The organism is Streptomyces sp. NPDC007991 (assembly GCF_042958445.1).
Classification (GTDB): Bacteria; Actinomycetota; Actinomycetes; order Streptomycetales; family Streptomycetaceae; genus Streptomyces.
Map to the genome: position 1 here is coordinate 1 of NZ_JBIBJD010000016.1, position 13,954 is coordinate 13,954.

At 72.8% G+C, this 13,954-nt stretch carries 10 protein-coding genes; 8 read left to right on the plus strand and 2 right to left on the minus strand.

The window, feature by feature from the left end; all coding sequences use genetic code 11:
* From ACFZDA_RS35510 to ACFZDA_RS35530, 5 genes are all read left to right on the plus strand, one after another.
* Positions 1–444 (plus strand): ABC transporter permease subunit (locus tag ACFZDA_RS35510; RefSeq protein ID WP_391089619.1); only part of this gene is annotated, 444 nt, incomplete at its 5' end.
* On the plus strand, positions 441–1,307 hold the full coding sequence (locus ACFZDA_RS35515; protein ID WP_391089621.1) for an ABC transporter permease subunit: 867 nt from the start codon (positions 441–443) through the stop codon (positions 1,305–1,307). The genes ACFZDA_RS35510 and ACFZDA_RS35515, both read left to right, overlap by 4 nt.
* Positions 1,308–1,456: 149 nt before the next feature.
* Entirely contained in the window at positions 1,457–2,737 is a 1,281-nt protein-coding gene (locus ACFZDA_RS35520) for an FAD-dependent oxidoreductase (RefSeq protein ID WP_391089623.1), read from the plus strand.
* Positions 2,738–2,779: 42 nt separating this feature from the next.
* Positions 2,780–4,231: an aldehyde dehydrogenase family protein gene (locus ACFZDA_RS35525; protein ID WP_391089625.1), complete on the plus strand. Its 1,452-nt coding sequence runs from the start codon at positions 2,780–2,782 to the stop codon at positions 4,229–4,231.
* A gap of 1 nt (position 4,232) precedes the next feature.
* A complete protein-coding gene (locus tag ACFZDA_RS35530) occupies positions 4,233–5,216 on the plus strand; it encodes an NAD(P)-dependent oxidoreductase (RefSeq protein ID WP_391089627.1) in 984 nt (327 codons plus the stop codon).
* 48 nt (positions 5,217–5,264) lie between these two features.
* Here ACFZDA_RS35530 and ACFZDA_RS35535 read toward each other — a convergent pair whose 3' ends face one another.
* Positions 5,265–7,019 carry an ABC transporter permease subunit gene (locus ACFZDA_RS35535; protein WP_391089629.1) on the minus strand — a complete coding sequence of 585 codons (1,755 nt, stop codon included), beginning with the start codon at positions 7,017–7,019 and terminating at the stop codon, positions 5,265–5,267.
* A 3-nt stretch (positions 7,020–7,022) separates the two neighbouring features.
* Positions 7,023–8,540: an ABC transporter substrate-binding protein gene (locus ACFZDA_RS35540; protein WP_391089631.1), complete on the minus strand. Its 1,518-nt coding sequence runs from the start codon at positions 8,538–8,540 to the stop codon at positions 7,023–7,025.
* Positions 8,541–8,743: 203 nt separating this feature from the next.
* Between ACFZDA_RS35540 and ACFZDA_RS35545 the strand changes: the two genes are divergently transcribed.
* The 3 genes from ACFZDA_RS35545 (at position 8,744) to ACFZDA_RS35555 (ending at position 13,910) form a co-directional block, all read left to right on the plus strand.
* Entirely contained in the window at positions 8,744–9,592 is an 849-nt protein-coding gene (locus ACFZDA_RS35545; protein WP_391089633.1) for an oxygenase MpaB family protein, read from the plus strand.
* 64 nt (positions 9,593–9,656) lie between these two features.
* Positions 9,657–11,885 carry a tetratricopeptide repeat protein gene (locus ACFZDA_RS35550; RefSeq protein WP_391089634.1) on the plus strand — a complete coding sequence of 743 codons (2,229 nt, stop codon included), beginning with the start codon at positions 9,657–9,659 and terminating at the stop codon, positions 11,883–11,885.
* Positions 11,886–12,332: 447 nt separating this feature from the next.
* Complete coding sequence (locus ACFZDA_RS35555; protein WP_391089636.1) at positions 12,333–13,910, plus strand: FAD-dependent oxidoreductase; 1,578 nt, start codon at positions 12,333–12,335, stop codon at positions 13,908–13,910.
* The last annotated feature ends 44 nt before the right edge of the window (positions 13,911–13,954 follow it).

Below are 13,954 nucleotides of genomic sequence, written 5' to 3' on the forward strand. Positions count from 1 at the left end.
GGAGCGCCGTTCCAGCTGCTCTACAACGAACTCGGTGTGGTCATCGGCACCACCTCCATGATGCTGCCCTACACCGTGCTGCTGCTGTACGGGGTCATGCGCGGGGTGGACCGCCGCCTGCTGGCGGCCGCGTCCAGCATGGGCGCCGGCCGGGTGACGATCTTCCGCCGGGTCTATCTGCCGCTGGTCGCCCCCGGCCTGGCCAGTGCCGGACTGCTCAGCTTCATCCTCTCGCTGGGCTACTACATCACCCCGGCCCTGATGGGCGGACCCAACCAGACCATGATCGCCACCCTCATCAACCAGCAGGTCACCAAGGAAAACCAGTGGAACGGAGCGGCCGCACAAGGCGTCATCCTGCTGCTGCTCACCTTCGCCGGACTGCTGCTGGTCAAGCTCGTGACCTCGCTGGGCGCCAGCCGTAGGAAGAGGAGCGCGTCATGATGGAGCTGCGCAAGACCCTCGCCGGGCGGATCGCCCTGACCGCCATCGCCACCGTGATCCTGCTGTTCCTGGCGCTGCCGATCGTCGTCATCCTGGTCACCTCCTTCAGCAACAACGCCTTCGCGGCGTTCCCGCCCGAGGCGTGGACGCTGAACTGGTACAAGGCACTGTTCGCCGACGGCAGCAAATGGCCGGCCGCCCTGTCGCTGAGTGCGTTCGTCGCGTGCCTGAGCACCGTGTTCTCCCTCATCATCGGCGTGACCGCGGCGACCGCCCTGACCCGCAGCGAACTCCCCCTGCGTTCGGCCGTCTACGCCCTGGTCCTCGGGCCGCTGGTCATCCCGCAGATCGTCACCGCGCTGGGCCTGTTCCTGCTCTTCGAGCCGGCCGCGATGCTGGGCAGCCCGATCGCGATCGCCCTCGGACACACCGTGCTGGCCTCGCCGATCGCGGTGCTCATCCTGATCGCGACCCTGCGCGGCATCGACGAACGCCTCGAGGACGCCGCCGCCAGCATGGGCGCCGGACGCCTGACCATCGCCCGGAAGATCACCTTCCCCCTCGCCGCTCCCGGCATGATCGCGGCGGCGATCTTCTCCTTCATCACCAGCTTCGACGAGTTCTACATCTCCCAGTTCCTCTCCTCCGTCGGCACCGTCACCCTGCCCGTGCAGGTCTACAACTCCCTCACCTTCGACATCGACCCCAGCGTGACCGCCGTCAGCGCCATCCTCATCGCCTTCGCCATCCTCGCCCTCGCCCTGGTGGCCCTGGTGCGCTGGCTCGGCTCCGGACGGCAGAACGCCCTGCTCTCCGTCGAAACCGCGACCGGGGTCGCCACCCCGGGAGGCGAGGCCGTATGACCGCCGCCACCGCTCAGCTGCACCTGCTGCTGCCTCTCACCTGCGCCTTGCGCCGGCACGGGCCGCGCTACCGCTGACGGCACCGTCGGCCGGGCCCCGAGTGGGTGCCCGGCCGGGCCCCCCGAAAACTTCCCCGCAGGAGACCCGCAATGAAGACGATCCCGTACTGGATAGATACCGCTGGGGCGTTTCCCGACCGGTCCGGCAAGCCGCTGACCGAGGACACCGACCTGGTGGTCGTCGGTGCCGGCCTGACGGGTCTGTCCACCGCTCTGCACTCCGCCCGCAAGGGCGCCCGTGTCACCCTCGTCGAGAAGGGCCAGATCGGTTCCGGGGCCTCGGCGCGCAACGGCGGCATGGCGAACCTGGGCTTCACCATCGGTGTGAACCAGGCCATCCGCCGGTACGGACTCGAGCGGGCCCGCGAGATCTACAACTCCTACGGCGAGGCCGTGGACACCGTTGAGCGGCTCGTGAACGAGGAGTCCATCGACTGCCAGTTCAACCGCGTCGGACGCCTGGGCGTGGCCTCCCGCCCCGCGCACTTCGAGAGCAAGAAGGCCCAGCAGCGCGACCTGGCCAAGTACTTCGGACACGAGACCACACTGGTCAGCAAGTCCGAGCTGCGTTCCGAGATCGGCTCCGACGCCTACCACGGCGGCCTGCTCGACCCGTTCAGCGCGGCCCTGCACGTCGGCCGCTTCGTGCGCGGGATGGCCGAGGCGTGCGAGCGCACCGGTGTCGAGATCCACGAGCGCAACGCGGCCATCGGGGTGCGGCGTACCGCCGCCGGCCGTTTCGAGGTCAGCACCGAGCGCGGTGTGATCCGCGCCGGGCAGGTCATGATGGCCACCGACGCCTACACCGACAAGAACTTCCCGTGGCTGCGCCGCCAGCAGGTCTGTCTGGGCAGCTTCATCATCGTGACCGAGCCGCTCGGTGAGCAGCTCGCCCGGGACATCATTCCCAAGGCCCGCCTCATCGTCGACTCCAACCAGGTCTGCCACTACTTCCGGCTCACCCCGGACAACCGGCTGCTGTTCGGCGGCCGTGCCCGCTTCGCACCGTCGGACCCCACCTCGGACAAGAAGAGCGGGGCCGTGCTGTTCCGTGAGATGTGCGAGATCTTCCCCCAGCTCTCCCGGACGAAGGTCGAGTACGTATGGGGCGGCTCCGTCGGCTTCGCCATGGACCGCATCGTGCACGCCGGGCAGACCGACGACGGCGTCTACTACTCCATGGGATACGCCGGCCACGGCGTGCAGATGGCCACGCACATGGGGCAGGTCATGGCCGAGGTGATGGACGGCCACCCCGAGGTCAGCCCGGTGCGCGACATCGCCCCGCCTCGCATCCCCCTCTACAACGGCACCGCCTGGTTCCTGCCCTTCGCGGGCGCCTACTACAAGACGCTGGACCGCATCCGCTGACCGTGCGGCAGCGAACCTCTGCGCATACAAGGAGACCTCGAGATGACTGTTGTCCATGACGTTCCCAAGCAGCTTTTCATCGGCGGTAGTTGGCAGGACGCGGAGTCCGGCCGGACGCTGTCCGTCGACAACCCGGCCACCGGGGAGGAACTGTGCCGCGTCGCCGACGCCTCACCCGCGGATGGCCGGCGTGCTGTCGAGGCGGCGGTCGCCGCGCAGGCCGACTGGGCCGCCACCCCGCCCCGCGTGCGCAGCGAGATCCTGCGCCGCGCCTACGACCTCATCATCGCGCGCACCGAGGACCTCGCGCTGCTGATGACGCTGGAGATGGGCAAGCCCCTGGCGGAGGCGCGGGCCGAAGTCGCCTACGGGGCCGAGTTCTTCCGCTGGTTCTCCGAGGAAGCCGTCCGTATCGACGGCGGCATGATGACCGCCCCGGACGGCAAGAACCGCCTCCTGGTCACCCGCCAGCCGGTCGGGCCCTGCCTGCTGATCACCCCGTGGAACTTCCCCCTGGCCATGGGCACCCGCAAGATCGGCCCCGCCATCGCCGCCGGCTGCACCATCGTCCTCAAACCCGCCCCCCAGACCCCCCTGACCAGCCTCGCCCTGGCCGCGATCCTGAAGGAAGCCGGTCTGCCCGACGGCGTCCTCAACATCGTCGTCACGACCGACGCCGCCGGTGTCGTCGAACCCCTGCTGCGCGGCGGGCAGATCCGCAAGCTCTCCTTCACCGGCTCCACCCAGGTCGGCCGCATCCTGCTGGCCCAGTGCGCCGACACCGTCATCCGCACCAGCATGGAACTGGGCGGCAACGCCCCCCTCATCGTCTTCGACGACGCCGACCTCGACGTCGCCGTCGAAGGCACCCTGGTCGCCAAGATGCGCAACATGGGCGAGTCCTGCTGCGCCGCCAACCGCATCTACGTCCACACCTCCATCGCCGAGGAGTTCGCCACCCGCCTCGCCACCCGCATGGCCGCCCTCAAGGTCGGCGACGGCACCGAACCCGGCACCGACGTCGGACCCCTCATCGACGCCGCCGGCCGCAGCAAGGCCCACGACGTGGTGCGCGACGCCGTCAAGCGCGGCGCCACCGTCCTCACCGGCGGCGAACTGCCCGAAGGCCCCGGCTGCTTCTACCCGCCCACCGTCCTCACGGGCATCTCCACCGACGCCGCCATCAACGACACCGAGGTCTTCGGCCCCGTCGCCGCCCTCCTCACCTTCGAGACCGAGGACGAGGCCATCACGGCCGCCAACGACACCGAATTCGGCCTGGCCGCCTACCTGTTCACCCAGAACCTCGACCGTGCCCTGCGCGTCGCCGAACGCCTCGAAAGCGGCATGATCGGCCTCAACACCGGCCTGGTCTCCAACCCCGCCGCCCCCTTCGGCGGCGTCAAGCAGTCCGGCCTCGGACGCGAAGGCGGACGTGTCGGCATCAGCGAGTTCCTCGAGTACAAGTACATCGCAGTTCCCGTCGGAGCATGACATGCCTGACCGACTCGTCGTCCTCTACCGGGGCAACCGGCCACCCGCCACCGGGCTCATCGAACGCCTCGCGGACACCGTCTACGCCACCGAGGAGGAACTGCCCTACCTCCTCCCCGGCGCCGACGCCCTCCTGGCCTGGGTCACCATCACCCCGGCCATCCGCGAGGCCTGGCCCGACAGCCCCGAGAAGGCACCCCGCTGGGTCCACGCGTCCTCCGCGGGCGTGGATTCCTTCCTCTTCCCCGCCCTGGTGGACGATCCGGGTGTCGTCCTCACCAATGCCCGCGGGGTGTACGACGAGCCGACCGCCGAGTATGTCCTCGGTCTGGTCCTCGCCCTCGCCAAGGACTTCCCCGGGACCTGGGAGCACCAGCGGCGTCGCGAGTGGCGTCCGCGCCTCAGTGACGGCATCACCGGACGCACGGTGCTGGTGTGGGGGACGGGGCCGATCGGCAGGGCCATCGCCCGGCTGCTGGGCGCCGTCGGGATGCGGGTCTGCGGCGCCGGCCGCAGGGCCCGCACGGACGATCCCGACTTCGGCACGGTCCACGGCTCGACGACCTTGACCTCGGCCCTGAGGGAGGCGGATTACGTCGTCCTGGCCGCGCCCCTCACCAACAGCACCCGGGGCATGGTCGACGCCTGCGTGCTGGCGGCCATGAAGCCGGGGGCACGGCTGATCAACGTGGGCCGGGGCGGACTCGTCGACGAGGAGGCGCTCATCGACCACCTGGCCGCCGGCCGGCTCGCCGGCGCCGCCCTCGACGTCTTCGGCCAGGAGCCGCTGCCGGCCGAATCACCCCTGTGGGACATGCCCGGCGTGATGATCTCCCCGCACACGGCGGGCGAGACCACCAGCGAGCGGGAGGCGCTCGTCGAGGTGTTCCTCGACAACCTCACCCGGCACGTCGAGGGCCGCCCTCTGCGCAACGTCGTGGACAAGCGGCGGGGCTACGTGGTCGACGAGACGCGCCCCGTCTGAAAGGCGAGTAGCAGGCCGGCTCGTGGACTCCACCGGCCGGGGCGCCTGCTACTCGCCTTTCCCGCGTCCCAGCGCGCTCCCCGTCACCGCCACCACGGACAGCACCACCAGCGCGGCGGCCGGGCCCAGCACTGTCCAGGGGGCCAGTTCGGCGTACGGCTGGTTCTCCGACAGGAGCCGGCCCCACTCGGGGGTGGGCGGTTGTTCACCCAGGCCGAGGAAGCCGAGGGAGGCCAGGACCAGGACGGTGGTCGGCAGCCGCAGCAGGGCGTTGCGCAGGAGGGCCGGCAGCACCGCGGGGAGCAGGTGGCGGCGCAGCAGGTGCAGCCGTCCCGCGCCGAGCGCGACGGACGCCGCGATGTGACCGCTCGCGCGTTCCTGTTCGAGCAGCGCGGCGGTCTGGGCGGCGTACGGGCTCCAGCCGACCACGCAGACCGCGCACGCCGCGCCCCACACCGACGGCCCGGTCACGCCCGCGATCAGCAGTCCGGTGAGGACGGCGGGCAGGGTCGACACGACCTCCGTGGGACCGGCGCTCGCCCGCGGTGCCATGCCCAGCAGGAGTCCGGTGACGGCGCTGACCGCCGTCACGGCGAGGGCGACACCGGCCGTGCGCAGCGCCCCGTGGCCCAGCCGGGCCAGCAGATCCCGGCCCAGCGCGTCCGTGCCCAGGGGATGTCCGAGGGACGGCGGCAGCAGCCGCGCCGCCGTGTCGACCTGCAAGGGGTCGCGCAGCAGACCCGCCGTGACGAGGGCGAGCAGGGCCACGGAACACGCGGCGGTGATCCAGCGCAGGGAACGCGGCGGGACGAGCGGGGGCCGGTGCAGGGCCGGCAGGGCGCCGTCGCGCAGGGGGCGTCCGAGGAGCGCGTGGCGCAGGGCCCGGATCAGGATGCCGGCGCTCACGCCGAGCAGGACCAGCGCCAGGGTCGCGGTCTGGAGCACCGGGAGGTCCTGCGCGACGGCGGCCTCCAGGGCGAGCCGGCCGAGCCCGGGGATGTCGAAGATCTTCTCCACCGCGACCGCACCGCCGACCAGGGCCACGACGGTCGGCAGCACCTGGGGCAGCATGCCGGGCAGGGTGCGGCGCAGCGCGTTGCGGGCGATGTGGCCGGGCGGCAGCCCGACGGCGTACGCCGTGCGCGCCCACGGTTCGTGGAAGGCGGCGGGCAGCGCCTGGTCGAGCAGCCCACCGAGCATGGCGCCCGAGGGGATGCCGAGGGCGAGCGAGGGCAGCACCATCGACTGCGGCCCCTCCCAGCCGCTGGACGGGAACCACCCCCACCAGACGCCGCACACGGTGGCCAGCACCGAGGCGAGCAGGAACTTCGGCAGCGCGGCCAGCACGGCGGCCGTGGCGCCCGCCCGGTCCCTGCGCAGCCGCCGCCGGGAGCCGAGGAAGACCGTACGGGCACAGACCAGCCCGGCCACCACAACCGTGACCGCGAGCGCGCCCAGCATCAGCGTCAGGGAGACCGACAGGGCGGTCCCCACCTGCGGCATGACCGGTTCGCCGGAGACCCATGAGACGCCCGCGTCCCCGCGCGGCAGGCCGCCCAGCCAGTGCGCGAGATGCGCGAGCGGCCCCTCGTCCAGTCCCAACTGCTCGCGTACGGCGGCCAGGTCCGCGGCTGTCGGGTTCTGGTCGGCGGAGCGGGCGCGCAGCACCGTGCGGGCCGGGTCGGCGCCGGTCAGCCACGGCAGCAGGGCCACCGCACCGAGCAGCACGGCTCCGGCGAGCACCCGGCCGGCCGCCGCCGGCCAGAGGGAGGGGCGGGCGCCGAGGGTGTGGGCGACGCTCATGCGTTACCCGACGCGGGTGTCGACGTCGACGAGAGAGCGCTCGCGCGGATCGAGGAGCACGCCCTCGACACCGGTGGCGATGCCCTGCACCGCCTGCTCGTGGACCAGCGGTACGACGGCGTCCGTGCGCAGGATCGCCGCCTCCGCCCGCATGACCTTCTCCTGGCGGCGCTCGGTGTCACGCTCCGCGGCGGCGGCCCGGATGGCCTTGTCCACCGCGGCGTCCTTCAGCCCGGCGATGTTGTAGACGCCGTCGCTGGTGAAGTCGCTGGCGAGGTAGTCGACCGCGTCACCGGTGTCGAGGAGCGTCACCCGGGAGAAGACGAGGGCGTCGTACTTCCCGGCGAGCAGGTCGGCCTCCATCTGCGTGTACTCGCGCACGTCCTGCTTCACGGTGAACCCGGCCTTCTCCAGCTGCTGCTGGAGCACGGTCGCGGCCTCGGGGAGCTCGGCCCGGTTGGTGTAGGTGGCCAGCCGCAGCGTCCTGCCCTTGGTCTCGGTCTTCACCTGCGCGGTGGTCGCCGCCTTGGCACGGCCGGTCACCTCCACGCGCTTGCCGGCGGCCCACGGCACGGCGGGTCCGAACAGGCCCTGCGCCGGGTCGGCGTAGCCGCCGAAGACGGAGTCGACGAGGGTGGAGCCGTCGACGGCCTCGCGGGCGGCCGCGCGCAGGCCGGCGTCGGTGAACAGGCCGCCGCCGGTGTTGAGGACGAGGCTGTCGGTGCGTACCGAGGGCACCTCGTGCAGCGTGTCCTTGTCGAGCAGCTTCGCCTGGGCGGTGGGGATCCACTCGGCGATGTCGGCCTCGCCGCCGCGCAGCGCGTTGGCGCGGGCGGTGCCGTCCGCGATCCAGCTGACGTCGATGCCGGGCGCCTTCGCCTTGCCGCCCCAGTAGCCGTCGAAGCGGTCGAGTCTCGCCTTGGTCTTGCCGCCGAGCCGGGTGATCTCGAAGGGGCCGGTGCCGGTGCCGACCGGGCTGACGGCGCCGTCCTCGCCGTACGCCTTCGCCGAAAGGATCGCCAGTGCGGGACTGGCCAGTCGCAGCGGCAGCACCGGGTCGGGCGACTTGGTGGTGAGGGTGACGGTGTCGGCGTCCTCGGCCTTGGCGGTGAGGGCCACGTCGCTGAGCACGCGGGGCCTGGGCTTGGCCGCGCTCGCGTGGTCGAGCGCGTTGACGACGGCCTTGGCGGTGAGCTCGGTGCCGTCCTGGAACCCGGCCTTGCGCAGTTCGAAGGTCCAGGTGGTGTCGTCGTCCTGCTTCCAGGACTTCGCGAGCGCGGGCTTGGCCGTGCCGTTGTCGTCGAGGGCGGTGAGGCCCTCGGCGACGGACAGCTTGCTCAGCACGGTGGCGTCGTTGCTGTACGGGGACAGCGCCTGCACCGGCGGCACGGCCAGCGCGACCCGCAGCCGCCCGCCCGGTCCCGCCCCGGAGCCGTCGTCGCTGTCGCCCGGCGCGAAGCAGCCGGCCAGCAGAGGCGTGAGAGCGAGCGCCGCTATGAGGCCGCGGGAGGTGGTGCGCATGTCAGTCCTGTCGTGCGGGGGCCGGGCAGGCCGCAGCGGCCCGGAGGGAGCTTGATCGGCGGCGACAGCATATAAGGAGAGCCTTACCAAACCTCGTATCGGGTGGGTGAAATCTCACGACCGGACGGCGCGGGGGCGAAGCCGACGGTGTCGACCGGGAGTTCGGACTGTGTCATCGTGGGCCCCGGGCGGAGGTGAGTCGCATGACCGGCGCGGACCCCGGGCTGTTCGGTCCAAGTTCGGTGACCTGGCAGATGCACGGCGACCCCATGATGTGGATCGCCGGCATCCGGGCGCTCTACCTCCAGGCCCTGCACCCCCGCGCGGTACGCGGCGTCATGCAGAACTCGGACTTCCGGCGTGACGCCTGGGGCCGCCTGATGCGCACCGCGAACTTCGTCGGCACCACGACCTACGGCACCACCGAGGCCGCCGAGCGGGCGGGCGCCCGCGTCCGGAAGATCCACAGCATGCTGAGGGCGACCGACCCGGACACCGGCGAGCGCTACGGCGTCGACGAACCCGGCCTGCTCCGCTGGGTGCACTGCGCCGAGATCGACTCCTACCTGGACGTCCTGCGCAGGTCCGGATTCCGGCTCACCGACGCCGAGGCCGACCGCTACATCGACGAACACCGGCAGAGCGCACGCCTGGTGGGCCTCGACCCCGACACCGTGCCCGCCGACCGGGCCGAACTGGCGGCGTACTTCGAGAAGGTGCGCCCCGAACTCGCCGCCGGGCCCGAGGCACGCGACGTGGACGACTTCCTGCTCCGCCCGCCGACGCATCCCCTCCTCGTACCGTTGCGCGAGGTGCTGTGGCGGCGCGTGGCACAACTGGCGTACGCCTCCCTGCCTCCGTACGCCCATGAGTTGTACGGCAGACCGGCCCCCGCACCCGCCACCGCCACCCGGCAACTGCGTCTCACCGGCCTCCTGCTGCGCCGCGTTCCCGCACGTGTGCGGTGGCAACTCCCGCCCAAACACATCCTGCGCGCCATGGCGAGGCTCGGCCCCAACGCGCGCCCGGCACCGTACAAACTCGGACGATAAGCCGCCATACTGGGTGGGCCAAGGAGGGGCGGGCGAACAGCTACCGGGGGGAGCGTCGCGCGAAATGGGGGAGACCAGGCTCATCCACGGCCGGTACCGGCTGCTCGACCTGATCGGGCGCGGCGGCATGGGCGAGGTGTGGCGGGCACGGGACGAGTCCCTCGGCCGGCACGTCGCGGTCAAGTGCCTCAAACCGCTGGGCCACAACCACGACCACGCGTTCACCCGCGTGCTGCGGGAGCGGTTCCGCCGGGAGGCCCGCGTGGCCGCCGCGCTCCAGCACCGCGGCATCACCGTCGTGCACGACTTCGGCGAGTCCGACGGCGTCCTCTACCTCGTCATGGAGCTGCTGGACGGCCGCAACCTCAGCCAGCTCCTGGAGGACAACAAGCAGCATCCGCTGCCCGTCGCCGACGTCGAGGAGATCGCCGAGCAGGTCGCCGCCGCCCTCGCCTACTGCCACGAGCAGGGCATCGTGCACCGCGACCTGAAGCCCGCCAACATCATGCGGATCGGCGACGGCACGGTGAAGATCTGCGACTTCGGCATAGCCCGGCTCGGCCACGACATCGGCTTCACCTCCCGGCTGACCGGCACCGGCATCGCCATGGGCACGCCGCACTACATGTCCCCGGAGCAGATCGGCGGCACCGAGGTCGACCAGCGCAGCGACCTGTACTCGTTCGGCTGCGTGCTGTACGAGATCGCCACCGGCGTACCGCCGTTCGACCTCGACGACGCCTGGGCGATCCTCCTCGGCCACCGCGACACCCCGCCCCGCCCACCGGGCGAGCACCGCCCCGAACTGCCCGGGTACCTCGAGCGAGTCATCCTGGACCTGCTCGCCAAGGAACCCGGTGAACGCCCAGGCGACGCCCGCGAGCTGGCCCGCCGGATCAGCGCGCACCGCGCCGCGCCCGCCTACGTGCCGACGGTCCTGGCGGCGCGGCCCGCTCCCGAGGCGCAGGCGCACGCGGGCCGGCTGCCGTCCTGGACCCGCGGCATGACCACGGGCCACAAGGCGGCCGGCACCGGACTGCGCGGCACGCCGCCCGACCCGGCGGCCGGACTGTCCGGCGAGTGGATCGCGCGGCCCGCCACCGGCCGCGCCGAGGAACCCGTCCCCGAGGAGCGGCCCGCCCCGGCCCCGGAGGTCCTGACCGCCCTGGCCGGCCGGCACAACGCCGGCCTGAGCCTCGGCAGACTCGGCCGCTGGGCGGAGGCGGGGGAGGTGCACCGGGCGGTCGCCGCCGAACGCGAGCACCTCCTCGGCCCCGACCACCCCGACACCCTCGCCAGCCGCTACGAGGTCGCCTTCACGCTCAGCCGCACCGGCCGCGCCCCGGACGCCCTGCGCGAGTACAAGCACGTCACCGAGGCCCGGATCCGCACGCTCGGCGCCGACCACCCCGACACGCTCGCGGCCCGCCAGGAGATGGCCTACGTCCTCGGCCAGCTCGGCCGCCCCTTCGACGCGCACCGGGTGTACACGTCCGTGCTCACCGCCCGGGAGCGCACGATGGGGCCCGACCATCCGGACACCCTGCGCTGCCGGCACAACCTGGCCTTCAACCTCAGCCGTCTGGGCCGCCTGGAGGACTCCTACCGCCTGGCCCGCGAGGTGGCCGCCGCCCGCGCCCGGGTGCTCGGCCCCGACCACCCCGACACCCTGGTCACCCGCTACGAAGTCGCCTACGCGCTCGGCCAGCTGGGCCGCTGGGCCGAGGCCCTGGAAACGTACCGCGAGGTCGCCGAGGCCCGCGGCCGTGCCCTCGGCCCCGACCACCCCGACACGCTCGCCGCCCGGCACGAGATCGGCATCAGCCTGGGCCGCCTCGGCCGCGGCGCGGAAGCCCTGGCCCTCTACAGCGCCCTGGCCGACGACCGCGCCCGGGCCCAGGGCCCCACCCACCCCGAGACCCTGCGCGCCCGCCACGGCCGCTGCGTCAACCTCGGCCGGCTCGGCCGCTGGGAGGAGGCCCTCGCCGAGTCCCGCGCCGTCAGCGCCGTCCGCGAGCGGGTCCTCGGCCCCGACCACCCCGACACCCTGGTCAGCCGCCGCGAGGTCGCCGTCGGCCTGGGCTGGCTGGGCCGCTGGTCCGACGCGCTCACCGAGTACCGCCGGGTCGCCGCGGCCCGCGAACGCGTCCTCGGCCCGGACCACCCCGACACCCTCGCCAGCCGCAACGACGAGGCACACTGCCTCCAGCAACTGGGCCGCGGTGAGGAGGCCGTGGCCCTGTACCGCAGGGTGGCGGCTCTGCGAGGACAGGGGGCGGTGGTGGGGCGGTGACGAGGTGCGTGCGGGGGTGATGGCCGTACGGGGAGCGGGCGTCGGGTGGGTGGTGACGGGGTGCCGTGCGGTGGCGTGTGCGGGAGAGTGCCCCGTCGGCTGAGTGGCGTCGGGTGCCGGGGGAGCGCCCCGTCGCCCAGGCGGTGACGGGCACGGGTGCGGCGTTGCCCCGCGGCGGCTGGGCGGTGACGGGCGGGGTGGGCTGGGCGTGGTGTGGACGGGATGGGGGCGCCGGCGCCCCGGACCGCTGCCCCCGGCTCGGGCTCCTCGACCGACTGGTCTGCCGGGCCCGTCCGGGGCGACGCGCGTACGCAGTCCGCTCCGGCGGGGCGCTTCGGCCGTGGGCCGGGCGGCTCCTCGCGGCGACGCGCGTCGGCATGCCGCCGGCGCGTGCGGCCGGGCGCCGTTCGTCTGGCCGATGCGGATCACCCCGTGTTACGAAGGACCATGACCGCACCCCTGGGACCCCGCGCACACCGGACGTACGACGCCGTCATCGTCGGCGGCGGCCACAACGGCCTGGTCGCCGCCGCCTACCTGGCCCGGGCCGGCCGTTCCGTGCTGGTGCTGGAGCGACTGGACCACACCGGCGGCGCGGCGGTGTCCACCCGGCCCTTCGCCGGGGTCGACGCCCGGCTGTCGCGCTACTCGTACCTGGTCAGCCTGCTGCCGAAGAAGATCGTGCGGGACCTCGGCCTGGACTTCCGGGTCCGCACCCGGACCATCTCCTCGTACACGCCCGCCGAACGCGACGGCCGCCCCACCGGCCTCCTCGTCGGCGGCGGCGAACGGCGGACCAGGGAGGCGTTCACCCGGCTCACCGGCTCCGACCGCGAGTACCGGGCCTGGCAGGAGTTCTACGGCATGACCGGCCGCGTCGCCCAGCGGGTCTTCCCGACCCTCACCGAGCCGCTGCCCACCCGCGAGGAACTGCGCCGCCGCCTCGACGACGAGGAAGCCTGGCGGATCCTGTTCGAGGAGCCGATCGGGGTCGCCGTCGAGGAGCGCTTCACGGACGACCTGGTGCGCGGCGTGGTCCTCACCGACGCGCTCATCGGCACCTTCGCCGACGCCCACGACCCCTCACTCAAGCAGAACCGCTGCTTCCTCTACCACGTGATCGGCGGCGGCACCGGCGACTGGGACGTACCGGTGGGCGGCATGGGCGCCCTCACCGACGCACTGGCCGACGCGGCACGCGCCGCGGGCGCGGTCCTCGCCACCGGCCACGAGGCGCTGCGCATCGCCACGGACGGTCAGACGTCCGAAGTCACCTACCGCACCGCCGACCGTGAGGGCACCGTCGCCGCCCGGCACGTCCTGGTCAACGCCTCTCCGCAGACTCTGGCGGAGCTGATCGGCGACACACCCCCGGCCCCCGCCGAGGGCGCCCAGCTGAAGGTGAACATGCTGCTCACGCGGCTGCCGCGACTGCGTGACAGCGCCATCGACCCACGCGAGGCGTTCGCCGGCACCTTCCACATCGCCGAGGGCTACGAGCAGCTGGCCACCGCCCACGCCCAGGCCGCCGCCGGTGACCTCCCGGCCGCGCCGCCCTCCGAGATCTACTGCCACTCCCTCACCGACCCGACCATCCTCGGCCCGGACCTGGCCGACCAGGGCTTCCAGACGCTCACCCTGTTCGGCCTGCACACCCCGGCCCGCCTGTTCGAGCGGGACAACGACACCGTCCGCGAGGAGCTGCTGAAGTCGACACTCGCCCAGCTCGACGCCCACCTGGCCGAACCCCTCGCCGACTGCCTGGCCACCGACGCGGACGGACGGCCCTGCATCGAGGCCAGGACCCCGCTCGACCTGGAGCGGGACCTCGGGCTGCCCGGGGGCAACATCTTCCACCGCGAACTGAGCTGGCCCCACGCCCAGGACGGCACCGGCCGCTGGGGCGTGGAGACCCGGCACCCGAACGTGCTGCTGTGCGGGGCCGGCGCAGTGCGCGGGGGCGGGGTCAGCGGGGTGCCGGGGCACAACGCGGCCATGGCGGTGCTCGAAAGCGGGAGCGACTGAAACACTGCCGCATCGCGGGGCACTCCGACAGACGAAGCGCCAGT

Coding starts and splice junctions, on each gene's coding strand:
- ACFZDA_RS35515 (WP_391089621.1), top strand. CDS start 441: ATGATGGAGCTGCGCAAGACCCTCGCCGGGCGGATCGCCCTGACCGCC.
- ACFZDA_RS35520 (WP_391089623.1), top strand. CDS start 1,457: ATGAAGACGATCCCGTACTGGATAGATACCGCTGGGGCGTTTCCCGAC.
- ACFZDA_RS35525 (WP_391089625.1), top strand. CDS start 2,780: ATGACTGTTGTCCATGACGTTCCCAAGCAGCTTTTCATCGGCGGTAGT.
- ACFZDA_RS35530 (WP_391089627.1), top strand. CDS start 4,233: ATGCCTGACCGACTCGTCGTCCTCTACCGGGGCAACCGGCCACCCGCC.
- ACFZDA_RS35535 (WP_391089629.1), bottom strand. CDS start 7,019: ATGAGCGTCGCCCACACCCTCGGCGCCCGCCCCTCCCTCTGGCCGGCG.
- ACFZDA_RS35540 (WP_391089631.1), bottom strand. CDS start 8,540: ATGCGCACCACCTCCCGCGGCCTCATAGCGGCGCTCGCTCTCACGCCT.
- ACFZDA_RS35545 (WP_391089633.1), top strand. CDS start 8,744: ATGACCGGCGCGGACCCCGGGCTGTTCGGTCCAAGTTCGGTGACCTGG.
- ACFZDA_RS35550 (WP_391089634.1), top strand. CDS start 9,657: ATGGGGGAGACCAGGCTCATCCACGGCCGGTACCGGCTGCTCGACCTG.
- ACFZDA_RS35555 (WP_391089636.1), top strand. CDS start 12,333: ATGACCGCACCCCTGGGACCCCGCGCACACCGGACGTACGACGCCGTC.